At 39.8% G+C, this 24,665-nt stretch carries 21 protein-coding genes; 8 read left to right on the forward strand and 13 right to left on the reverse strand.

Annotation, left to right across the window (positions count from 1 at the left end):
- Positions 1–267: 267 nt before the first annotated feature.
- Entirely contained in the window at positions 268–1,287 is a 1,020-nt protein-coding gene (locus VB733_RS21360) for a tRNA-dihydrouridine synthase family protein (protein ID WP_323342069.1), read from the forward strand.
- Between the two features lie 230 nt (positions 1,288–1,517).
- On the opposite strand, the gene VB733_RS21365 is transcribed toward VB733_RS21360, so the two are convergent.
- From VB733_RS21365 to VB733_RS21380, 4 genes are all read right to left on the reverse strand, one after another.
- Positions 1,518–1,868, reverse strand: a complete 351-nt coding sequence (locus VB733_RS21365) for a DUF5615 family PIN-like protein (RefSeq protein WP_323342070.1) — start codon at positions 1,866–1,868, stop codon at positions 1,518–1,520.
- Positions 1,862–2,200, reverse strand: coding sequence for a DUF433 domain-containing protein (locus VB733_RS21370; RefSeq protein ID WP_323342071.1), 339 nt, complete (start codon positions 2,198–2,200; stop codon positions 1,862–1,864). Before VB733_RS21370 ends, VB733_RS21365 begins: the two co-directional genes overlap by 7 nt.
- A gap of 106 nt (positions 2,201–2,306) precedes the next feature.
- Positions 2,307–3,074 carry a hypothetical protein gene (locus VB733_RS21375; RefSeq protein WP_323342072.1) on the reverse strand — a complete coding sequence of 256 codons (768 nt, stop codon included), beginning with the start codon at positions 3,072–3,074 and terminating at the stop codon, positions 2,307–2,309.
- Positions 3,075–3,320: 246 nt separating this feature from the next.
- A complete protein-coding gene (locus tag VB733_RS21380) occupies positions 3,321–4,469 on the reverse strand; it encodes an aminotransferase class V-fold PLP-dependent enzyme (RefSeq protein ID WP_323342073.1) in 1,149 nt (382 codons plus the stop codon).
- Between the two features lie 229 nt (positions 4,470–4,698).
- On the opposite strand from VB733_RS21380, the gene VB733_RS21385 reads away from it, so the two are divergent.
- Both VB733_RS21385 and VB733_RS21390 read left to right on the forward strand, forming a co-directional pair.
- Positions 4,699–5,208 carry a hypothetical protein gene (locus VB733_RS21385; protein WP_323342074.1) on the forward strand — a complete coding sequence of 170 codons (510 nt, stop codon included), beginning with the start codon at positions 4,699–4,701 and terminating at the stop codon, positions 5,206–5,208.
- 383 nt (positions 5,209–5,591) lie between these two features.
- A complete protein-coding gene (locus VB733_RS21390) occupies positions 5,592–6,344 on the forward strand; it encodes a DUF561 domain-containing protein (RefSeq protein ID WP_323342091.1) in 753 nt (250 codons plus the stop codon).
- A gap of 180 nt (positions 6,345–6,524) precedes the next feature.
- Here VB733_RS21390 and VB733_RS21395 read toward each other — a convergent pair whose 3' ends face one another.
- From VB733_RS21395 to VB733_RS21415, 5 genes are all read right to left on the reverse strand, one after another.
- On the reverse strand, positions 6,525–7,649 hold the full coding sequence (locus VB733_RS21395) for a DegT/DnrJ/EryC1/StrS aminotransferase family protein (RefSeq protein WP_323342075.1): 1,125 nt from the start codon (positions 7,647–7,649) through the stop codon (positions 6,525–6,527).
- Positions 7,650–8,092: 443 nt separating this feature from the next.
- Positions 8,093–9,934, reverse strand: coding sequence for an ATP-dependent zinc metalloprotease FtsH3 (gene ftsH3 / locus VB733_RS21400; RefSeq protein ID WP_323342076.1), 1,842 nt, complete (start codon positions 9,932–9,934; stop codon positions 8,093–8,095).
- Between the two features lie 291 nt (positions 9,935–10,225).
- On the reverse strand, positions 10,226–11,026 hold the full coding sequence (locus VB733_RS21405; protein ID WP_323342092.1) for an aminotransferase class IV: 801 nt from the start codon (positions 11,024–11,026) through the stop codon (positions 10,226–10,228).
- A 277-nt stretch (positions 11,027–11,303) separates the two neighbouring features.
- Positions 11,304–11,612 carry a P-II family nitrogen regulator gene (locus VB733_RS21410; protein ID WP_323342077.1) on the reverse strand — a complete coding sequence of 103 codons (309 nt, stop codon included), beginning with the start codon at positions 11,610–11,612 and terminating at the stop codon, positions 11,304–11,306.
- Between the two features lie 5 nt (positions 11,613–11,617).
- Positions 11,618–12,589: a sodium-dependent bicarbonate transport family permease gene (locus VB733_RS21415; protein WP_323342078.1), complete on the reverse strand. Its 972-nt coding sequence runs from the start codon at positions 12,587–12,589 to the stop codon at positions 11,618–11,620.
- A gap of 474 nt (positions 12,590–13,063) precedes the next feature.
- On the opposite strand from VB733_RS21415, the gene VB733_RS21420 reads away from it, so the two are divergent.
- On the forward strand, positions 13,064–13,366 hold the full coding sequence (locus VB733_RS21420; protein WP_323342079.1) for a hypothetical protein: 303 nt from the start codon (positions 13,064–13,066) through the stop codon (positions 13,364–13,366).
- 128 nt (positions 13,367–13,494) lie between these two features.
- On the opposite strand, the gene VB733_RS21425 is transcribed toward VB733_RS21420, so the two are convergent.
- From VB733_RS21425 to VB733_RS21435, 3 genes are all read right to left on the reverse strand, one after another.
- Positions 13,495–14,280 carry an HAD family hydrolase gene (locus tag VB733_RS21425; protein ID WP_323342080.1) on the reverse strand — a complete coding sequence of 262 codons (786 nt, stop codon included), beginning with the start codon at positions 14,278–14,280 and terminating at the stop codon, positions 13,495–13,497.
- A 260-nt stretch (positions 14,281–14,540) separates the two neighbouring features.
- Positions 14,541–15,395, reverse strand: a complete 855-nt coding sequence (locus tag VB733_RS21430) for a metal ABC transporter permease (RefSeq protein ID WP_323342081.1) — start codon at positions 15,393–15,395, stop codon at positions 14,541–14,543.
- A 227-nt stretch (positions 15,396–15,622) separates the two neighbouring features.
- A complete protein-coding gene (locus VB733_RS21435) occupies positions 15,623–16,447 on the reverse strand; it encodes a metal ABC transporter ATP-binding protein (RefSeq protein ID WP_323342082.1) in 825 nt (274 codons plus the stop codon).
- A gap of 170 nt (positions 16,448–16,617) precedes the next feature.
- Here VB733_RS21435 and VB733_RS21440 point away from each other — a divergent pair, with 170 nt between their 5' ends.
- Together VB733_RS21440 and VB733_RS21445 are read left to right on the forward strand one after the other, a co-directional pair.
- Positions 16,618–17,559, forward strand: coding sequence for a metal ABC transporter substrate-binding protein (locus tag VB733_RS21440; RefSeq protein ID WP_323342083.1), 942 nt, complete (start codon positions 16,618–16,620; stop codon positions 17,557–17,559).
- An 87-nt stretch (positions 17,560–17,646) separates the two neighbouring features.
- The gene (locus VB733_RS21445; protein ID WP_323342084.1) at positions 17,647–19,095 is read left to right on the forward strand and encodes a DNA cytosine methyltransferase; all 1,449 of its coding nucleotides are present in this window, start codon (positions 17,647–17,649) and stop codon (positions 19,093–19,095) included.
- Here the strand turns inward: VB733_RS21445 and VB733_RS21450 are convergent.
- A complete protein-coding gene (locus tag VB733_RS21450) occupies positions 19,092–20,030 on the reverse strand; it encodes a 1-aminocyclopropane-1-carboxylate deaminase/D-cysteine desulfhydrase (protein ID WP_323342085.1) in 939 nt (312 codons plus the stop codon). The two genes, VB733_RS21445 and VB733_RS21450, sit on opposite strands and share 4 nt — an antisense overlap.
- A 169-nt stretch (positions 20,031–20,199) precedes the next feature.
- On the opposite strand from VB733_RS21450, the gene VB733_RS21455 reads away from it, so the two are divergent.
- Both VB733_RS21455 and VB733_RS21460 read left to right on the forward strand, forming a co-directional pair.
- Positions 20,200–21,549 carry a GTP-binding protein gene (locus VB733_RS21455; protein WP_323342086.1) on the forward strand — a complete coding sequence of 450 codons (1,350 nt, stop codon included), beginning with the start codon at positions 20,200–20,202 and terminating at the stop codon, positions 21,547–21,549.
- Between the two features lie 104 nt (positions 21,550–21,653).
- The coding region (locus tag VB733_RS21460; RefSeq protein WP_323342087.1) for a response regulator at positions 21,654–24,665 on the forward strand (3,012 nt) is incomplete at its 3' end.

Here is a 24,665-nt window from a genome sequence, read left to right on the forward strand (position 1 = left end):
ACATTTACCAAGTAATTTGCGATCGCCATCGCACTCAAGTTAAATTAGGTTATTCGGCTCCCACCTCAGTAAGTAGAACGGTGCAAATAAACCGTAGACGCGGAGCGGCTTCTCGCAGAGTAGTATATAGAGAAAAGTAAATTTATCTAAAACCCTCTTCCCTTCTGCCCTCTGCCTCCTGCCTTGTCATAACGACAGTTTTTAACACCGACCTACTTAACCACTTTATTGATACAGTGATGCTTTGTTAATCGCCCTTCATCATTTATGCCTAAGGTATTGCTCCCCCAATCGCTGCATCCAGATTTGCCCCTCACGGCTCTTGCTCCCATGCAGGACGTGACAAACCTCTGGTTTATGAAGGTTATTGCTCATTATGGTAGTCCTGACTACTTCTTTACCGAGTATTTTCGCGTCAATGATACCTCACGCCTGAATCGTAGTATTTTGGCAGCAATCACTGAAAATGATACAGGTCGCCCCGTTTTTGCTCAAATGATTGGCGAAAGCATTCCCGACTTAGTGAGAACTGCACGGGAACTCTGTCGCTATAATATAGCTGGAGTTGACTTGAATATGGGTTGTCCGGCTCCTCGAATCTATCGCAAAAATGTTGGCGGTGGATTATTACGTGAACCGGAAAAAGTGGATCAGATTTTGGCGGAACTGCGTTCTACAGTCAACGATCGCCCTTTAACTGTGAAAATGCGTGTAGGCTTTGAAAATACGGATAACTTTTACAAAATTTTAGATATCATTGCTCGCCACAACATTGATTTACTTTCTTTGCATGGTCGTACGGTGAAAGATATGTACCACGGAGAAGTCAAGTATGATTTGATTGCGGAAGCTGTGAGCCGGGTTGATTGTCCAGTTCTTGCCAACGGCAATATCACTTCTGCCACAACTGCCCTATCTGTACTTGCTCAAACAGGTGCGGCGGGTGTGATGGTGGGGCGTTGGGCGATCGCAAATCCTTGGATTTTTAAGCAAATTCGCCAGGCTTTGCGAGGAGAAGTGATCGCACCTGTGCCTTTGGTAGAGGTACGCAACTATATTGACCGTTTATGGCAAACCCCTAACTCAGTAAATATACCCGTGCGATCGCGTGTCGGCTACCTGAAAATGTTCCTCAATTACATTGCCCTCTTAGTCGATGCTGAAGGTCAGTTTCTGCGCCTAATGCGACAAACACAGACTGAGGTTGAGTTACTTAACCTGTGCGATCGTGTTTTCCTTACCGATGTGACGAAAACTTTAGCCTTAGCACCTTATTCAAAAGGATGATACCGTGCTTGGCTAATCCCTGAGCATGAAAATTTCTCCACCTCCCCTCGCCCCTAAGTCTTCGTGTCACTCTTAATAATTAAACTTGGGCTAATTGACTTTGTGGGAAAATGGCTGAAAAAAGTTCATACAGTTTTTGTGTCATTTTTGTTTTGTGCTTGCTCTAGGATTCCAGCAGAAATGTCTATTTCAACAACTACGGTCGGGTGCATGGGCGTTGTTAGACCGCCTCACCACGGGAGATACTGAACTTGCCCTTCCAACTCTCCATCCTGACTGCACTCTACTAATACAAGCAAATCCTCAATAACCCGACCGATGGGAGCATCTGTGCTGATTTCGATTACTCCTGGCATGGGCTGACCTTCCCTTACTCGATCGTAGGCATAGCGAGTAATCGTAGCGACATCGTGAGTTAGCAAAATTCGTTCCTCTTGTGCCGTCCACTCCAAAACCGTCGGATCATCTTTGCCTGATAACCCAACATCTTGCACACGAACGATGTCAAGTGTCGGATTACGGCGAAATAACCCTCGAACGATCGTATTATCGAAGTTCTCATCAGCAAGAAATTTCAACATGCTTCTTGCTCGGTTTTACGGGCAAGTAGGCGATCGCGCAAACCTTGTGGGTCAAATCTCGCTTGATTCATTGCACGAATCTCTTGCGATCGCTGCTGTCGCTGGTGTAGGTAGACTTCTACTTCCGATTGATGATTAAGGTAGAAGGCGATTGTGGCGTAGATATCAGCTAGATTTAAGGACGGATACCGATGAGCAATTTCCTCGGCTGTTGCGCCTTGATTAAAGACCGCAACTACAGTATCTAAGGTTACACGAGTTTTTCCGACGAGAATTACACCATCTTCATTTGCTTGCAGAGGAGCCGCTTCAGCCACGATTGCTAGTGTCATAAGCACCTTTAAGTTCACTATCTTGATAGTAGCAAACCTTCGGCTTCCTCAGAAGGTGCTACTAGTTCACCCGAAAAACACATGAAAACTTGTTAAGCTGTTAACACTACCAAACAACTTCAACCTGATCCAATATAACAAGTATCCAAATAATGAACATAAGCCCAAAAAGAAAAAAAAACGTAGCTAATCGAATAGACGGGAAAAATTCACCAATCACATAAATAAACATAGCCGTAAAGATAGCCATCAAGAAAAAGATACTTACTTTTATGCGTCTTGACTTATCATTTCTCTTTTCTGCAAATTTACCACCTAGAACTCTGCCACTAACCACAATCGTTTCAGGCTGTGTAACTAAAGCAGATATCACAAATGAGTCTCTGGGATTAAGCTGTACCGGAGGCACCTCAATTTTGTTGAGTGATATAGGTTGACCATCAAGAATACGACTAAGCTGCTCAAGTCCGTTTGAAGCCCAAGTTGGATTTATTTGAAGATTTCGCGGAGAACGCTCTTCGATGGTGGCTCCTAAAACCCTGGCGTTTTTTCCAAATTCCACTGTGATTGTTGGTGGATCAAAATCACTGACCTTAGTTTCAACATCTCCTGCATTGAAGATTCTTATCTTAAACAAATACAAATTTTCTATAACGTCATACTGATTCTCTGTAGTTAAGTAGCGTACTTGTATATGCTGCCTTGCATTTTCGTCTGCAATATTCAGCAAGTTATCTTCAGCTAACACTTTATATAAAACAATCTTTTTCCTGACAAAAAATTTCATCCCTAGCCACAAAAGGATTATACCCACCACCAATTGTGCGGCAAAGTCGGGGGACTTGCTCAGAAGAAAATTCCAGATTCCATTCATTGTGAAGAACACCCTCATGAAATATCTTTACAAGCAACCTTTAACTACGTTCTCACTGGCAATCTGTCGGTCTAACTATTTATTATATGGAAACTTACCGCATAATCTTTTTCTTAATCCTAATACATCAACCATTACAACGGATTCTTGTCTGAATATACGGAAAACTTCTTTTTTACCCTTCTATTTAGGTATTATACAGAATTTTTCCGTGTATCTTCTACTGCGGAGCAGTAACTTATTGGGCTAAATTCTTAATTCTTTTGCGATCGCTGCAACTAACTGATCCATTTCTGATTCTAAGGTAAAATAATGTACACAGGCACGAATGCAATCAGGGTTAGCAATTGTCCGGGTGAATATGCCTTGGGATTCGAGAAAATTAACTAATTTTCGGCTAGTTTGTGCTGGCGAATTCTGAATTTGAAATGAGACTAAACCGCTTTCTGGTGGTGAAGATAACCAGCATTTAACTTCGGGAATATCCTGTAATTTTTCCCACAAATATTTACTATTTTTCAGTATTTGTTCGTGACGTAATTGAATATTTCCCCATTGTTCATGAATATCCATTGCCACTTTTAAAGCTGCAAATAAGGAATTATCGGATGTGGCAATTTCGTAACTACGTCCATCTGCTTGAAACGCTTGGGGATACCCTTGTGTATCTGTAATCACACTCCGCCAGCCAACAAATGTCGGTAGTAATTTCTCTTTAGCTTGAGGACTGACATACAATCCCCCCAAACCAGCAGCACCACACATCCATTTATGTCCCGTAAAAGCGTAGAAATCGACTCCTAATTGCTGCATATCAAGGGGTATAGAACCAAATGACTGTGCAGCATCTACTAATAACAGGGTATGATTTTGGGCACATATTTGCGAGATTTTTTCGAGTTCTAAAACCTGTCCTGTATTCCAAAGAATGTGACTGACAACAAGCAAACGAGTATTTGGTTGAAGATATTCAGCAATCACATCCACCGGATTATTGGCATTGAGAATTGGACAGGTTGTGACTTCAACTTGGAAGCGCTTGCCGATGGTTTGAGCAATTCCCACCACAGCATGATGTTCGCAGTCCGTAAGTAATAAATTGTCACCTACTCGCCAATCAATACCCCACATGGCAATATTACAGCCAAGAGTGACATTTTCAGTCAGGGTGATCGTTTCTGGTGTAGTCTGAATATGAGATGCGATCGCATTTCTCACTGAAAACATTTGTTCATTCATCCAAGGAACAACCCCATTCCCAAAAGGTCCCAACTGCTGCATTTTCATTTGAGATTCCATAATTGCATCAATTGCAGCTTGTGGCATTGGTCCCTGTCCGCCATAATTAAAATAAGCTTTGTTGGCTAAAGCTGGAAATAAAGCGCGATGGTTCATAGTTACTGTTAATAGTAATTGTGTTTAAGTTTTATCTCTCACTCGCAGTATTACTGACTCCTATTCAAAGATTAATTTAAGCATTAACGACATCATCAATTTAAATTTATTTATTTGTTTAAGCGTTAAATTCAGATATTTTTGTTCTATTACCAAATGAATAAATTTATCATCCGGTGCAGGGAATGATAATATGATGCACGGAACTTTCTACCCATTAGGTAAAACTATGAGTAACTTACTTCGTAATGTATTAGTTGGTGCAGGTGTTGCTGCTGTGGGTGCAATTGGAACGAAAGCAGCAGTTGATTATTTTCAAAATCGTGGAAAAGAAGAAGTAGTTGACGAAAGTCAAGGAGATGCCGAAGCAACATCACCCGATGAGGTTGCCTATGCGACTGTAGAACCATCTTCCGTACAAGCTTTTTTAGATGCTAGCTTTGGCAATGCCGGTAGATATACACCCAATCGTCCGCCCAAAATTTTTGACTATCAAGGTCAACAATACATGGTAATTTGGGCTTTTGATAACACACAACAAAAAAATCAAATGATGGCGTTCCAATACACAGATGCGGGACGTAAAATGGTTGCCAGTGTTGGCTATACAGGGGATAAAACTGATTACAATCTCAATTTAGCTGGAACCCCCTTTGCTGTTGATGTAAATGGAGAATTATTAACATCTGGGCAATCAGAAACTGCTGGGACTAATGATGTTGATTTTGTCCTTGCTTAGTCAATTTTCTGACAATATCTAAAGAATCATAACCCCAGTTAGCAAAATAATTATTTTGGTGAGACTATTGAAGCTAGTCTCACCCTTGATTTATTCCATTTATTCTTCTATGGATGTTTCCAAAACTTAAGGATATTTTCCCTGAATAACTGAGAAATCCCAGATTAATTAATTTAACCATAATTGAATCAATTACCAGGCGATCGCAAATATTTGACCATATTTGATTATATCTAAATCTAATAACTTCAATCTGGGAATGAAACGCCATGGGATTCATCAGTTTATACCAAACAAAATATAACACTGATATCTTCAGCCTCTAGCCGGAAGTGTACTCATAGTGTCACAATGATTCTAATTTAATGCTTGACACACTAACTATGACGATGCATTCTACACTTCAACGTGCATTTGCAATTCGCCGCGCCCTCAAAGTAATAAGCGGTTTAAACAACTTCGATGCGGCAAATGTTGCAGCAGTGGTAAAAGCTGCCGAAATTGGTGGTGCCACTTTTGTCGATATCGCTGCCGATGTGGAATTAGTGAAATTGGCTAAAAGTATCACTAGTCTACCTGTGTGCGTTTCCGCCGTCGAACCAGACAAATTTCTCCAAGCTGTTGCGGCTGGTGCAGATTTGATTGAAATCGGAAATTTTGATTCCTTCTACGCCCAAGGTAGAACATTTGCAGCCCCAGAAGTTCTCGCACTCACCCGAACAACCCGTGCATTACTTCCAGAAATCACTCTCTCAGTTACAGTACCCCACATCCTCACGTTAGATAAGCAAGTACAACTCGCTGAAGAACTAGTCAAAGCTGGTGCTGATATTATTCAAACCGAAGGTGGGACAAGCAGTAAACCAACACATGGCGGCACTCTGGGATTAATCGAAAAAGCAACACCAACCTTAGCTGCTGCTTACGAAATTTCTCGCGTTGTTTCTGTACCCGTACTTTGTGCTTCCGGCATTTCTAATGTCACAGCACCTTTGGCTACTGCTGCTGGCGCTGCTGGTGTTGGAGTTGGTTCTGCAATTAACCAACTTAATAGCGAAATTGCCATGATTGCTGCTGTACGTAGTTTAGTTGAGGCTTTAGCAACCACCAATACCTCATCGCATAATTTTGCTTAATTCAGTTTGCTGAATTTACTTTGCTTAGGAATGTGGATTAAATAAAGTACAAAAGTAGGGTGCTATTAGCGGAGCGTAACGCACCATTCCCCAGCAAATCGAAAATTGTAGGTTATTTAATTTTCATTCCTTAATTTAGAATCTAGGGAATGGGAATTACAAATTCCCTCTTCCCAATTCCTAACCCATTACTTCTTTAACCGCATAGATTACTTGATCTTGTTGTTCTTCACTGAGTTCGGGAAACATCGGTAATGAGGTTACTTCATGACTCAATTGCTCGGCAACTGGTAATTGACCTGATTTATACCCTAAATCTTCATAAACAGGCTGTAAGTGTAATGGCATCGGGTAGTAAATCATTGTATTTACGCCCTTCTCTTGTAGCATTTTACGCACCTGTTCCCGTTGCCCATCAAGAATACGAATTGTATATTGGTTCCACACACTTTCACCACCGGAAATTTCTTGAGGTGTGAGAATGTCGGGAATTTGAGATAAAAATTGATTGTAGCGAGATGCAATTAATTTTCTTTTGGCATTCCAATTATCTAAATATCGCAATTTAATGTGGAGAATTACAGCCTGAATGCAATCCAAGCGGCTATTTACCCCCACTTCACTGTAATAATATTGGTTCGATTGTCCATGATTTTTGATCACTCGCATTCTCTCAGCAATCTCGGAACTGTTAGTGGTAATCGCACCACCATCCCCACAGCCACCTAAATTTTTCGTCGGGTAAAAGCTAAAACAGCCAATATCGCCAATACTACCAACTTTTTCACCATTCCAAGTTGCACCTGTTGATTGCGCGCAATCTTCAATCACCTTTAAATCATGCTGCTTCGCTAATGCCATCAAAGCTGTCATATTCACAGGTTGACCGAATAAATGTACTGGAATAATTGCTTTGGTTTTAGGTGTAATGGCTGCTGCGACTTGCTGTAAGTTTAAGTTGTAGGTATTTGCGTCAACATCAACAAAAACAGGCTTGGCACCCACCGCGCTCACGACTTCAGAAGTCGCAATAAAGGTAAAAGGTGTAGTAATTACTTCATCTCCCGCACCAATATCAAAAGCACGTAAAGCTAAGTAGAGAGCATCTGTGCCTGAGTTACAAGCAATACAATCTTTGACCTGGTGATAGGTGGCAAATGCTTGTTCAAAGGAACTAACTGCTGGTCCACCGATGTAGCGACCCGATGCTAAAACTTCTAGGACAGCAGCACTAATTTCGGCTTCGATAGTAGCGTATTGTTGCTTGTTGTCAAAGGCTGGGATAGATTTTACACTTTGAATCATGAGTTTTGTAGAAATAGAAAATTGACGCAAACAAGTTTTTCTGATGGTTGAATTTTTAACCCAATAAGACTAGAAATACTGTTTTCTAAAATACGCTTTTTTGAGCATTTTTACTTATTTTTAATTCAATGTAACAAAAATGTCAGCAGAAAATAATACATATCGACTAAGAATTAATCATGATCAACTAGGTTCCCACTGATATCATGTCCGCCTACATACAAACGATAAAACTGACGTGGAGATGGGGAGATAGAGGGACACACAAAAAAACTAATCATAACTGACTTACCAGACTCGATATGACTCAGTAATCAGGATTTAAGAGAATTAGGAACAGCGACATGGAAATTAAAACCGAAAAAGGTGGGCATTGTGCCCACCCGAATATGCAAAACATTAATTGCGAGAGTAGAAAATGACAAAATCAAGAATTACAGCTTTTATGCAAAGGCTGCGGTTTGTACATCGTTGTTAGCAAGTAATTCTTGTAATTCTTCCGCGTCCACAGTCTCTTTTTCTACCAACATCTCTGCAAGTTGGTCGAGAACATGTTTGTTACTAACCAGCACTTGCTTGGCTCTATCATAAGCAATATCAACTAACTTACGCACTTCTCCATCAATTGCAGATGCAGTTTCTTCGGAGAAATCACGTTCTGACATGATATCCCTTCCCAGGAACATATTACCTTGCTGACGACCGAGAGCAACAGGTCCCAACTTATCGCTCATACCAAAGCGCATTACCATTTGACGAGCAACTCGCGCCACTTGCTGTAAGTCTCCAGAAGCACCTGTAGTTACTTCCTCGTCACCAAAAATTAATTCTTCAGCAATGCGTCCACCCAGAGCCACAGCCATTTGGTTTTCCAAATAGGAACGACTGTAGAGTCCGCTATCCATCCGGTCTTCTGAGGGGGTAAACCAAGTTAAACCACCTGCACGACCGCGAGGAATAATGCTAATTTTCTGTACAGGGTCGTAGTCGGGCATCAAAGCGCCAACCAAAGCATGTCCAGCTTCGTGGTAAGCTACCAATTGCTTGCGACGTTCGCTCATAACTCGGTCTTTCTTCTCAGGACCAGCTAATACACGATCGATCGCATCGTTAATTTCATCCATGGAAATTTCCGTCAGGTTACGACGTGCAGCCAAAATTGCGGCTTCGTTGAGCAAATTCGACAAGTCTGCACCTGTAAAACCAGGGGAACGACGGGCAATGCGTTCGATATCCACATCTTTACCCAAGGTTTTCCCACGGGCATGTACCCGCAAAATTTCCACCCGTCCAGCGTAGTCTGGTCTGTCTACCACTACCTGACGGTCAAAACGTCCGGGACGTAATAAAGCTGCATCAAGTACGTCAGGGCGGTTGGTGGCGGCGATAATGATGATGCCGGTATTACCTTCAAACCCGTCCATTTCGGTAAGTAACTGATTCAGGGTTTGTTCCCGCTCATCGTTACCACCACCTAAGCCAGCGCCCCGTTGACGACCAACTGCGTCAATTTCATCGATGAAGACGATACAGGGTGCATTGGTTTTTGCTTGTTCAAATAAGTCGCGGACACGGGATGCACCCACACCAACGAACATTTCCACAAATTCCGAACCGGAGATGGAGAAGAAGGGTACACCAGCCTCACCAGCAACAGCACGAGCTAACAAGGTTTTACCAGTACCAGGAGGGCCGACTAACAATACACCTTTAGGAATCTTGGCACCAACGGCGGTAAAGCGATCGGCGTTTTTGAGGAAGTCTACGACTTCGTTCAGTTCGAGTTTAGCTTGGTCAATTCCCGCAACGTCACCAAAGGTGACTTGAGTTTGGGGTTCCATTTGTACCCTAGCGCGGGACTTGCCAAAGTTCATCGCTTGGCTACCGGGACCATTTTGAGCACGTCGTAGCAGGAAGAATAAACCTACCAATAGCAATACTGGGAAAAATAAGGTGCTGAGTGCCTTAAACCATAATCCTTCGTCGGTTTGGGGCAAAACGCTGATATCTATCTTCTTCTCGGTAAGCGTATTAATTAATGTTGGGTCTTCAACTAAATTTACATCATACTGATTACCATTCTGGTCTTTAACCCTAGCAGCACTACGATCAGGAAACAGTTTTACCTGAGCAACATCACCCTTGTTTATTCTCTCAAGAAAGTGACTGTAAGTCCATCTAGCATTACTTGATGGCTGTTTGTCAAAAAACGCCGTAACCAACGCAATGACGACTATTAGTAATAGCGCGTATAGTCCCGCATTTCTCCATCTTTTGTTATTCACCGAGGTCAATCCTCCTGTACTTGTTATGCGTTTCTCTTAACGTAGAGAATGACGTTGCGCTCCCTTCGGATTCGCCTTATGCCCTGCGGCTAACTGCTTATCACCGCAACTTGCTGGGTGAGAAGGTAGTAATTAAGAAATATGTTAACTTATCTTAAGGTATCGCATAATGCCTTAATTTTCATGTAAGAAAAAAATTCTGTGTTCGCTGAGAATAAAGTGGACTGGGATTATATTGTAGCGAGGTTGCAAGGTATGCGATCGCTTGCTTTGGGGCGGTTTCCACTACAATCAGAGCAAATTTTGCTGTAATTGTTTTAAGCAAGGGTGGTGGGGGTTATATTTCAATTTGCCTGTAGATTGAGTAACGGTGTGAATGGGGATAATTTCCACCACGGAATTACAGTAAGCAAGGGTTACTAAACTCCGAATTAATTCTTGTGTCCAAGGTTCTTCGCGGACTGTTTGATGTTGATTCCTGAGACAATTTAGCAGATGCGATCGCATGATTCCTGGTAAAATGCCCGCATCAATTGGAGGTGTCCACCAACAACCATCTTTCCATCCGCAGAGATTTCCTGTTGTGGTTTCTAGCCAGTTTCCTGACTCATCGACAAATATTGCTTCCTGAGAAGAATCATTTTCAGCAATTGATTTTGCTAACCAAGGTGTGAGATAATTACCTGTCTTGTAATTCGGTAGCGATCGCGATAAATTTGGGTTGGCAATAATGGCGGCAATGCCATGTTGTTGTTTTGCGGCTAAGTTTGCTGGTAAGTTTCTCCCGATTATCCATTCTTTCCCATCCGGAAAAACAGTAATTCGCAACACGGGGAAGTGTTGTTTCATGACTTCACAACCTTGATTTATGTGCTTGTAATTGGGTTGATACCAGTTGCAGTATTGATTGAAAAAATCTACGGAAGTATGAATCCGGTGAAGATGCGCTTCCCAGTTTGTGAGAGGGTGACTGAGAGAATCATTGTAAACTCGCAGCGTTGTCAATATAGTCGCGCCATAAAGTAAACCGGGATTATAAATATCTAATTCGATGGATTGGGAATTAATGAATTTACCGTTGTACCAAAAAATAAATTTCACCCCTTTGATTGATATTTTATTGATATTTTGCAGATTTTCAGATGAGGGAGAAACTCGGTTTTTTTGAGTTTCTAGATTTTTGTAATTTTTTGTGAATAAATTTTGCGGTGTCACCCTATCGCCAAGACAATGGCAATTTTGGAGCAGAAAAATAGACATGTGAATTTGTCTACCCTACTTGTATTGAAGCGCAAGGGCAGATTAAGTCAACAAAAATCAAACTAAATTCATATAAATGTAAATGCCACACAAACAAATACTCTGAAAATTAACCCACACATTTGATGGTTCTTAATTCCATCGCATCAGAAATAAAGCAGGAACCACCATACTTATTGAGAATTGCACGAATTGCCTCAGATGCGATCGCAATTTTTTCTGGTTTACAAAAGGCAATGATATAGATGTTATCAAGCATAGTCATGGCTAAATCGTGTTTGCCGTCCTCTCGCGTACTTTTACCAGCAACATCGCGAATCACAGTATAGTCTTCAATCCCAGATTTTTCTAATCCATCTAAAATCTTGCCTAGTTCCACATAGTTGGCAATGATTTCCATACGTTTAACGGACAACATAATATTTATCTCCAAAAAAGATTAATTGCATATAAATAAAGTGGGATACCAACAATAATATTAAAAGGGAAAGTTACTGCCAGCGCCGTTGAGACATAAAGACTAGGATTGGCTTCGGGGACAGTAATTCGCATGGCTGCGGGTACAGCAATATAGGAAGCACTCGCACACAAAACAGAAAATAACAGGCTATCTCCCTGCTGCAAACCAATGAATTTAGCAATCAACAATCCAATGATTGCATTGACTATGGGAACAATAATGGCAAAGGAAATCAGAAATAATCCTGCTTTTTGCAAATCTTTAATTCTTTTGGCGGCAACAAGTCCCATATCCAGTAAAAAGAAGGTAAGAACTCCATAAAACATGTCTTGGGTAAAGGGTTTTAATTTTTCCCAACCATGTTCCCCTGTGAGTAAACCCATTACCAAACTACCAACAAGCATGTATACAGAACTGTTGAGGGTGGCTTCGTGTAATACTTCCCCCCAAGCAAACTCACTCTTTTCCTGTTTGACTGCAAATACATTCACTAAAATCAAACCGATGATAATTGCTGGGGATTCCATCAACGCTAAGGCAGCTACCATAAAGCCATCGAAATGGATGCCCAATTGGTTCAAAAAAGAACCTGCCGTAATAAAGGTGACTGCACTAATTGAACCATATGTCGATGCGATCGCAGCTGCATTATAGGTATCAAGTTGCGACCTGAGGATAAAAAAGGTATATATGGGGACAAGTAAGGACATCAATACAGCTGCGAGTAGTGTCAAAAACACCTCTTGACTAACTCCGCTTTTAATTAGTTCGACACCACCTTTGAAACCGATGGCAAATAGTAAGTACAAAGAGAATAGCTTTGGTAGGGGTGGGGGAATTTCTAAGTCAGACTTGAGAAATATCGCCAGCATTCCCATAAAGAAAGCCAAAACAGGTGGATTTAAGATGTTTGACAAAATTAAACCGACATCCATAATCCACTAATCCTTTTTACGCGATCATTAATTATTGTTTGTAATTTAGTTTTGCATGATAGGTGCTAGTTAGGGTAGTGGTAGATGTTTATTTGCAAAAATCATTTACAACTGCCTGTTTTTGCTCTTTCTCTTGTAATATTGCGATCGTATTTTGCATCAAATCACTTAAATTTACGTCACCTCAACTGACTGTTGATATTGTTACTTTAGTCATATTGCAATAATGACTTTATGCTCATGTATGATTCCTATTCAAACCTTTACAGTAATATCACCTGCATAAATCTACTGAATTGTCCACAGTTCAAATACTGTGGAACTAGTAAAGGTAGCAATCAGATTCCATAAATCTACTGAAAAAGTATACAACTTCATTTTAAATTTTGATTGGGAACGTCCACCACATATCTGATGCTCCCAAAATTTAGATTTGCAGGTTTCAAAGTTGACACTCCACTATGAGGTAATTTGATGATGAAACGTGCGATTATTGCCACTACTCTAATTGCAATTCCACTTGGATTTGCTTCCTTATTACCAAAAACGGCATCAGCCGCAGAGGTTAGATTGCAAGCTGGAGGTTCTCATTCGTCTGTAATTATTACTCAACAACGTGGCTATAGTGTGCCACGTAATCAGGTTCGGCGACCAAATGTGCGACGACCAAATGTTCGACAACGCCGAGTAGTTCGTCGAGTTTGGGTTCCTGCTTATTGGGAAAACACAACCTCCGGTCGCAGATGGGTTCCAGGTCGCTGGGTTTATCGTCGTTAATCGCAATGACTAAATAAACCCAGAAAATTGTTAGAGGCGTACGAGGGCTACGTCTCTACAACTATCTATATATTCATAATCTTGTTAGTTTTTCACCCATTACTTGGGCTGTTGTAAATTACCTTTAACTAACCCCATTTGGAAAAATCTTGTACATATTGTCCTAACGATAATAAACTAATACGCGGTTCATTATGAGCTACTAATCGCTCAGAAGGAGTATTATAACCCCAATCAGCAAGGAACAATTGCACATCCTCTAAATCACTTTGTTGCTTAACTAATTGTAAAGTATTTAACCGATCTTCAATAAACCACATACTAACTTGCGAACCTCCAGCTTTCTGCTTCAATTCACGTAAAATCTCGTATTTTGGACGTTTAGCTTCTTTTCCAAAAATAACTTCTCGCGGTAATTCGATTCCTTCTTTTTGCAATAACTTCTGGGCAAAACGTCCTTCTTTCGTAGTCACAATATATAACTGTGTGCCACTTGCAAGAATATTTCTAATTCTGTCAACAACACCAGGATAAAATCTATGCAAACTCATCCAATCTTCCAAATCGCTTGCAATCCACTCATCGCGTATTTTATCTAAAGTAAATGCAATTTCTGAAGATTTTAAATTATAACCTGCAAGGATTTTTTGAGTAATATTAAGCCAATCTTTAAAAATCTTTTCTTCAGGTATTTCGTCTACCACAGCTTTGATTAAAACAGGCATTTCCCAACCCGTTTCAATAACTGGTCTCAGACTATAGAATTTTGATGCTAATGCATCTGATGGTATTTGCTTTTTCGGTGTCCAGATTTGGCAATAGGTTCGCCATGCCACCTCAAAGTATTCAACCATACCATCGCAAATTACGCCGTCAAAATCAGATGCTAAAATAGTGGGGATAATTGCCGTCATTTTGTTGTACGCCTTAAACCAGACAGTCTCTGTCTTGATTAAAGTCAATTTAAATTAATTCGACAGTAATCTTGACAGCATTTATAATAAATTGAAATCAATTTTATCGCTTTCAACTACAATCTAGCCGCAAAATTTATAATTGATTAAGTATAATAGCTTGAAGTTACTCAATTGTGCCAGCTTCGGAATTACCAGCTTTGTATAAAACCCAAAAAGCAAATTAATTTATTTTTTTCATTTAAACTTCAAATCAAGGTTTAAATTGAACTCTTAGACCTGAACTGACGGCTGCTAAAAATACCATGTTGCGGACTAAATAATAGTGCCAGTATAAATAATCCCGAAACAACTAATACAATAGCAGGACCAGAAGGGAAGTTATAAAAATAACTTAAATACATGCCACTAATGCTAGAAAAGACACCGATAAATGCACCTAAAATCATAACTTGATGTAGTCTTTTCACTAATAAGTATGCTGTGGCTCCCGGAGTAATGAGCAGTGATAAAACGAGGATGACACCAACAGCTTTCATACTGGCAACAATGGTTAAAGAAATTAACAACATCAAGCCAAAATTGAGGCGATTTACGGGTAAACCTGCGGCTTGAGCGCCTTGGGGGTCAAAAGTATAAAATAATAATTCCTTATAAATAGCAAATATAGTTACTAATACAACTACAGCAATAATCGCAGTATCGCGAACTTCGTCAGTAGTAACACTCAGAATATTCCCAAATAAAAAATGATTAAGGTCAATTTTATTACTTTTTTGGATTACAGTAATTAGCGTTACCCCAAGGGCAAAAAAAGCCGAAAATACTATACCCATTGCAGCATCTTCTTTGATAGGCGATCGCGCTCCAATCCAAGCAATTGCCATTGTACTCACAACTCCGGCAATGAAGGCACCCACAAAGATATTACCACCAAGAATAAAAGCGATCGCTAGTCCCGGAAGTACCGAATGACTAATGGCATCCCCCAACAAAGCCAATCGTCTTACCATCAAATAGCTACCGACAACAGCACACAACAATCCTACCAGTATCGCCACAATGAGCGATCGTTGCATAAACCCATATTGTAACGGTTCAATTAATGATTGCATGTTGTTATTGATGATTTGTTAATGATTAAGTATTAATGATTAATACATCTCAAGTATTAACTAATTTGTAATTATTGAGTCCCTTAGAGACCATTTATAAAGTAAATATTCAGGATAGTCGCGCAGGGATAAACCAGGTTTCTCATCAAAAAGTCAGATGATGCTCGATACTTAAATCCAAGAAACCGGGTTTCTTTGGTCTTAAGGTTTACTTTATACATAACCTCTTAAGCTGCATTTCCAAAATACATCACCCTACCACTATAAGCGCGATATAAATTGTCTTCCGTCAACACATCTTGACGAGAACCCGCAGCAATTAATTCTTGATTCAATAAAATTAAATCATCAAAATGGTTAATAGATTCACCCAAATCGTGATTCACAACCAAAACAATTTTTCCCTCGTCAGCAAGTTCATGAAAAATCTCAAAAATCACCGACTGGGTTTTTTGATCGATGCCTACAAAAGGCTCATCAAAACAGAAAATTTCTGCTTCCTGCGTCAACGCCCGCGCTAAAAATACCCGTTGCTGCTGTCCACCTGAAAGCTGTCCAATTGGGCGATGCATAAATTCACTCATTCCCACCCTTGCCAATGCATCCTTGGCAACTTTGCGACTCACCGTCGAAAATTGCCGCAACCATCCAGTCTTCTTCACCCTACCCATCATGACTACGTCCCAAACAGTAGCAGGGTAACTCCAATCAATCTGACTACGTTGCGGTACGTAAGCAACTTTCTCCAATTGTGCCGATAAAAGTTTTGTTTGATATATCACCTTCCCACTCGCTGGAACTAACCCCAACATCGCCTTCATCAGCGTACTTTTCCCTGCTCCATTAGGACCATATATACCCGTCAATCTTCCCGGTTTGACATTACAGCTAATATTTCCCAAAGCTGCTTGCGTACGATAATACACACTGATATCGGTAATATTAATCCCTAAAACTGACTCAATCTCTAGATTTTTGGCTACTGATTGCGCCGGAATTTCGCGAGATTGTAGGTAATTACGGCGATTTTGCGACCCTAGATTAGCTTCCATAATATTCTTTCAAGAATAGGTAATTGAATAATTATTTACTCAAGCTTACTATAAAAATGAGAGAATTATGAAAAAATCTATAATTTGGAGTAATACTAGCTATAAGTAAAACCAATACTTGCGATAGAAGCCAAAAGAGAATCTGTGTCTTTAGTCATATTTTTAATCTAATGAAGAAAAATATATTTATTAGCTTTTTAATCCCTTTATTCTTACTAAGTTGTACGCAAACAAACCCTAACACTGCAACCTCCGAAAGTGAGAAAAAAGCTTTAGTAGTGGCAACCAGCACAATTATTGCAGACTTAGCAGAAGAAATTGGTGGGGATGAGATTGAGTTAAAAGGAATACTTCAACCTGGTTCAGACCCCCATACATACGAACCAGTACCAACAGATAGTCGTTTTTTGGAAGAAGCGAATTTGATTTTGTATAACGGTTACAATCTCGAGCCGGGAATTATCAAAATGATGAATTCAGTTGGGGGGAAAGCGCGAAAAGTGCCCATTGGGGAAGTAGTGAAACCCTTACAACTCGACAAAGGAAAAGGTGAAATAGTCCCAGACCCCCATGTTTGGGGAGATGTGAAAAATGCGATCGCCATGACAAAGGCAATTCGAGATGAGTTAGTGAAATTATCTCCAGAAGATAAGGATAAATTTACCGAAAATGCCAATAAACTCACAAATGAATTGCAAAAACTCGATAGCTGGATAATTCAAGAAATACAAACAATTCCTCCAGAAAAGCGTAAACTAGTCACCACCCACGACGCATTTCAATATTATGGACGCGCTTACAATATTGCGATCGCGGGTACATTGATTGGCATTAGTACCGAAGAACAACCGAGCGCTCAAACAGTCAAGAACTTAGTTGATGCAATTAAGAAAATAGGTGTACCTGCTATCTTTGCCGAAACTACAATTAACCCCGCTTTAATTACGACAGTAGCCGAAGAAGCCGGAGTTAAATTAGCGCCACGTCAATTATTTTCCGATTCAATTGGCGCAAAAGGTAGCCAGGGCGATACATATATGAAGATGATGGAGGCAAACACACAAACAATTGTTGAGGCTTTAGGAGGAAAGTATACAAAATATAAGAATTAGTTCAAGATTACTAGTATTTATTCACGCTCTGTTAAGCTAATAAATAGTAGTTATAACATGTAGATTGATTTCAAAAATATCAAGTCAATGAATAAAAAGCAACGTCCTATTGGTATAGACTTATTTGCAGGTGCGGGGGGAATGTCGCTTGGATTTGAACAAGCGGGATTTGATGTACTTGCGGCTGTGGAAATAGACCCTATACACTGTGCTATACATGAATTTAATTTCCCGTTGACATCAATATTCTGTAAAAGTATTGCTGAAATTAAAGGTGAAGAAATTAGAAATAATTCTGCTATTGGCAAGAGAGAAATAGATGTAGTTTTTGGTGGTTCTCCCTGCCAAGGTTTCTCAATGATCGGAAAACGTGCTTTAGATGACCCTCGCAATACATTAGTATTTCACTTTTTAAGACTTATATTAGAACTCCAGCCTAAATATTTTGTTTTTGAAAATGTTCCCGGATTAACTATTGGTAAACATCAGAATTTTCTCATCGAAATTATTGATGAATTCAGAAAATGTAATTATGAAGTAGAAGAAAAATATTGTGTTCTTAATGCATCAAATTTTGGAGTTCCTCAGGATAGAGCGAGATTATTTATTATTGGATGTCAACAGGGTTTAACTTTACCGAAGTATCCTCAAGCATTTACAAAACCACCACTAGCCCGCAACTCAAAATATATAGTTAACTCTCCAAACTTAGCAAACTGTCCGACTGTTTGGGATGCGATTGGAGATTTACCAGAAATAGAAAATTACCCAGAATTATTTAAACGAGATTGGGTGATAGCAAAATATAACAAGCCTAGTAAGTATGGTAGTATTTTACGCGGAATACTTGAAATGGAAGATAATTATGCTTATGAACGCATAGCGCCTCCTCTAGAGAAGAGTATTGTAGCATCGGAGGTTGATGGTGTTAATGATTCCGGAATTCTCACATGTAGTACCCGTACAAAACATAATTCAGAATCAATTACCAGATTTCAACAAACAAAACCAGGAGAAACGGAATCAATAAGTCACTTTCATCGACTTGATTATAAAAGTATTTGCAACACACTTAGAGCCGGAACTGCTAGTAATAGAGGTGCATTTACATCTCCTCGTCCAATTCATCCTTTTGTTCCCAGATGCATCACAGTTAGAGAAGCTGCAAGATTACATTCATACCCCGACTGGTTTCGTTTTCATATCACAAAATGGCATGGTTTTCGACAAATTGGGAACTCAGTTCCACCTTTATTAGCCAAAGCTGTGGCAAGTGCAATTATTCATGCCTTAGGAATTAATCCTGTGAAGCCAAAAAATAAAATAAACTTAGTCTCAGCAAATTTGCTGCAATTTAATATGTCTCAAGCGGCAGATTATTATGCAGTTCCCGCACATACTATTGAACCCAGAGTAAGACAAAATAAAAATATTTCTATGGTGGATAACATTAAAATCATCGATGAGAAGCATTACAAATTAGTTTCAGCAGATGCGATTTCTGAGAAAGAACTACAAGATTACAAAAATCGCTAATCAATCAACCTGTTTTCTATACCTAAGTTACCCTGTAAACCACCCGTATGTATTAGCAAAATACGACAGTTACTAAAATATTTCTGCTGAATTAAATCCATGACTCCATAAAACATCTTGGCTGTATAAATATAATCAAGCGGAATTTGATATAATTTTCCAAATTCTTTCTGAAAAGTTACTAACTCTTCAGTTACCTTTGCATAACCACCAAAATGATAATCACATATTAATTCCCAAGATATACTTTTATCTCCAGGCATAGGTAAATCAGAAGATAAATATTCTGCTAACAAAGTCTCAATTGCTGACTTTAAAAATTCTCCACCCTTGAGTACAGGAAAACCAATTAAATGCTGTTTCTGATGCAATGAAAGTGTCACTCCCGCTAAAGTTGTACCAGTCCCACAGGCTAAACAAATAACATCAAAATCACCCTTGATTAAAGGGGCAGAGTTAGAGATAATTTCCGTACAGCCTCTAACACCATGTAAATTACAACCTCCTTCAGGAATTATGAAAAAATCACCAAAGCGATTTTTTAAGACTTCTTGTAATTTTGCTGTCTGCTGTTGACGATATGTCTGTCTATCCAGATAAACAAGCTGCATTCCCTGACTAACCGCAAAATCTAATGTCGGATTTAGTGGTAAACTCTTTTCTCCGCGAATAACCCCTATGGTTTGCAAACCAAATAAATTTCCAACTGCGGCAGTTGCATATATATGATTAGAATAAGCACCGCCAAAAGTCAGCAGTTTGTTGAAATTCTGTGCTTTTGCTGCTTCTAAGTTATATTTCAATTTAAACCACTTATTGCCATTGACAAACGGATGCATCAAATCCAGACGTAACACATACAATTCAACATTATTTTGATGTGCGATCGCACTATTAATCTCCTGTAGAGGTGGAACTGCAAAAAATGATGTCATAAACATTAAACATAAACATTAAATTTTGAGCAAAAATCTGAATATTTTCCCTGGGAAACTCTATAGAAACTTGACTACACTTGATTATAAATTTAGCGCGATCGCAATCCAAAATCTCACATCCAAAATATACAATCTAAAATCAATATAGTCCTACAAATTCATCCCAGTGTCGAACAATCAGCAAGAAACCCACCTAAACCGCGCTCGTGCTAGTCTACGCCAAACTTTATCTTGGTACAATAATCTGCGTAAACCCGGACAATCCAGCCACAACACAGAATTAGCAGGTTTGCTCAAGCCGGAATTGGAAATACTCAACGCAACTCTCAACAAACTTGACCATAATGTGATTCGTATTGCTGCATTTGGGCTGGTGAGTCGCGGCAAGTCGGCTGTACTCAATGCTTTACTAGGGCAAAAAATCTTGCAAACGGGACCCCTCAATGGTGTGACGCAGTACCCTCGCTCTGTACGTTGGAGTCCTAGTGACAAGGTACAAATTGAGTTAATTGATACACCAGGCTTAGATGAAATTGCGGGTGAAGTTAGGGCGCAAATGGCGCGGGATGTGGCACAGCAAGCCGATTTGATTTTGTTTATTGTGTCGGGTGATATTACTCGGACTGAGTATCAAGCTTTGTTGGAGTTGCGAAAATCCCAAAAACCATTGATTTTAGTGTTTAATAAAGTTGATTTATATCCTGATACCGACAGAGAAGCAGTTTATCGGAATTTGCAACAACTAGGTGCAGGAAATCTGTTAGAGAAACCTTTACAACCCGATGAAATTGTCATGGTTGCTGCGGAACCTGCTCCTTTGGAAGTGCGGGTAGAATATGCCGATGGCAAAGTTGATTATGAATGGGAAAATTTACCACCAAAAATTGACGAGTTAAGGCAAATTATTTTAACTATTCTCAACCGTGAAGGTCGATCTTTGTTAGCATTAAATGCTTTAGTTCAAGCACGGGAAGCCGAAGAAATTATTGCCCAAAAAACAATTGATGCTAGGGATGAAGCCGCCGAAGAGTTGATTTGGAAATATGCAAAATATAAGGCTGTAGCTGTGGGCTTAAATCCTGTGGCAATTCTGGATGTGATTAGTGGTGCAGTTGCAGATTTAGCCTTAATTCGATCGCTCTCCAAATTATACGGGTTGCCAATGACGGGTTACGAAGCCGCGAAAATTCTGCAAACAATTTTATTTAGTTCTGGTAGCTTGTTATTAGGGGAGTTGGGTACAAGTTTGGTGTTTGGTTTGGGTAAAAGTGCTGCGGTTGTGACTAGTGGTGATAATCCAGGTAATATCGCTGGATTTCTGGGCAGTGCTGTCGTCCAATCGGGAATCGCTGGCTACGGTGCTTATACAGTAGGTAAGGCGGCTCAAGTATATCTGAAAAAAGGTTGCACTTGGGGACAATTTGGTGCAAGTACCGTGATTCAAGAAATTCTCGCCCAGGTTCCGAGAGATACAATTTTATTCAGATTACGCCAGGAATTAGGAAATCGAAAGTAAATTGGCATGGATATTTGTAAACAAAGCGGAATCGCGATCGCAAATCTCTTTTATCATCGATACTGGAAGTTGATCAGAAGCTCCTGTCAAACAAGGGTTTTGAAATGAAAATTTTAGTTGTCGAGGATGATGCACTTGTTTCGGAAGCGCTTACAGCAATCCTTACCAATCAAAATTATGCAGTGGAAACGACTGCTGATGGAGAAACCGCTTGGGATTTAATTTCAACCTACGATTACGATTTAATTCTCCTTGATGTTGGTATCCCCAAGTTGGACGGGATTAGTCTTTGCCATCAAATTCGTAATCAAAACTTACAAGTACCAATTTTATTGTTAACAGGACGTGACAGTAGCCATGATAAAGCGATTGGATTGAACGCAGGTGCTGATGACTATCTGGTGAAACCGTTTGATGAAGAGGAATTAATTGCCCGTATCCATGCACTTTTACGCCGAGGAAAAGTCTCATCCCAGCCAGTTTTAGAAGTCAGGGAATTACGACTTGATCCCAGTAGTTGTGAGGTGAGATATGGAGAGAAAATATTAACATTAACACCAAAAGAATATTCTTTATTGGAATTATTCATGCGGAACAGTAAGCGGGTGTTTAGCTGTGGCATGATTTTAGAGCATTTATGGTCTTATGAAGAAACACCAGGGGAAGAAGCTGTCCGCACCCATATCAAGGGGTTAAGACATAAATTAAAAGCCGCAGGGGCAGCGAGCGATTTAATCGAAACTGTATATGGAATTGGTTATCGGTTGAAGGCAGTAGCGAAAGAAGAAACAACATCCCGAAAATCCAAATCTGTTCACACTACAAATCAAAACACCAACCAAAATACAGACCAAAAAACCTTGACAGCAATTGCCGGAATCTGGCAGAAATATCAAACTAGGGTAGATGAACAAGTAAATATATTAATCCAAGCGGCAACAGCTTTAATTAATCAAAATCTCAACTCGGAATTACGTTTATCAGCACAGAGGGAAGCCCACACATTAGCTGGTTCTTTAGGGACTTTTGGTTTCCCAGAAGGGTCAAAAATTGCGAGAAAAATCGAAAAAATACTCAAGAGTGACAAAGATTTAGATGTAAAAGATGCTCAGAAACTGAGCAGTTTAGTTAAAGCTTTATTTACGGAAATTAAACAATCTCCCCATTCCCACCCACAAGAAGTTGCCGAAATTCAAGAATCTCCCAATACCAATCAACAGCTAAAAACAGTAGAAAATGGGCATACAATTTTGGCAGTTGATGATGACCCAAAAATCCTGGAAATATTGCATACATTACTCTCACCTTGGGGTCTAAAAGTACATACTCTAGATAGTCCACAATCCTTTTGGGAAACATTAGAAACAGTCAAACCAGATTTATTAATTCTCGATGTAGAAATGCCGGAATTAAGTGGTATTGAGTTATGCCAATTAGTTCGTAATAATAGCAATTGGAGTGATTTGCCAATTTTGTTTCTCACCGTTCATCATGACACAGACATTATCAATCGAGTCTTTACTGCTGGTGCAGATGATTTTGTTAAAAAACCGATAATTGCCCCCGAACTAATTACCCGGATTCTAAATCGTTTGGAACGGAGTAAATTCCTGCGGCGGATTGTGCAAAGCCAACAAAAAACCCAAGCCGCATTACGAGATTCCCAGGCTTTATTTGCAGGAATTATTAATATTGCCGATGATGCAATTATTTCCATTGATACTAATCAATGTATTACTTTATTTAATTCCGGTGCCGAGAAAATCTTTGGTTACAAAACAGAAGAAGTATTAGGTAAAAAACTCGATATCTTAATTCCATCCCGCTTTTGCCCAGCCCACCAAAAGCATGTGCAAGAATTTGCGAAATCTTCCAGCCAAGCCCGAAGAATGGCAGAACGTCAGGAGATTTTTGCCCAACGCAAAGATGGTACAGAATTTCCGGCGGAAGCTTCGATTTCTAAATTGAATTTGGGCAATGAAGTTATTTACACCGTCTACCTGCAAGATATTAGTGACAGAAAACAAATAGAAAAAATGAAAGATGAGTTTGTGTCGGTTGTTAGTCACGAGCTCCGCACACCCCTAACTTCAATTCATGGCTCCTTGGGAATGCTGGCGAGTGGATTAATCAAATCGGAGTCGGAACAAGGTAAACGCTTACTGCAAATTGCCACCGACAGCACCGAACGTTTGGTGAGACTAATTAACGATATTCTCGACATCGAACGGATTGAGTCGGGAAGAGTCAAAATGGAAACACAAATATGTGATGTTGCCAGTTTAATTACTGAATCCCTCAACGTTATCCAACCCCTCGCCGAGAAAGCACATATCAATCTAGCGATCGCCAGTTCACCTATTAATATATTGGCAGACCCAGACCGTATTATCCAAACGTTAACAAACTTATTGAGTAATGCAATAAAATTTTCTCCGGCAGGTAGTACGGTTTATTTAGAAGTCAAACAGCAGGAAAATGACATTTTATTTACCGTTAAAGATAATGGACGGGGAATCCCAGAAGATAAATTAGAAGGCATATTTGAAAGATTTCAACAAGTTGATGCTTCCGATTCCCGCAGACAAGATGGTACTGGCTTGGGGTTAGCTATTTGTAAAAGTATTGTTCAACAACATCACGGCAAAATTTGGGTAGAAAGTGTCTTGGGAGAAGGTAGCGAATTTCACTTTACCATCCCCATGCGAAAATTATTATCGGCTCCGAAAATCCAAGAATCACTAAAAGCAAATGCCCCCAGCGTCTTAATTTGTGACGATGATACAGGTACTAGAAATCAACTACAAACATTACTGCAAGAAAAAGGCTATCGTGTCTTCACTGTAGACTCAGGAGAAGCCGCTATCACTGCTGCTGCCAATCAACATCCCGACATCATTCTCCTCGATTTGGTTATGCCAGGAATGAGTGGTTGGGAAGTCATGGGAATTTTGAAACAGCGAAAAGATACCGAAAATATCCCCATTATTATTTGTAGTTGTTGTCATCCCCGCAATGATAAACAATCAAATCAAAATTTTGCCGAATGGGTTTGTAAACCGATTACAAATGCCTCATTATTACGTTCCCTATCTCAAGTTTTAGTAGATAATGGC

The sequence above is a fragment of the Calothrix sp. UHCC 0171 genome, assembly GCF_034931845.1.
GTDB lineage: Bacteria > Cyanobacteriota > Cyanobacteriia > Cyanobacteriales > Nostocaceae > Brunnivagina.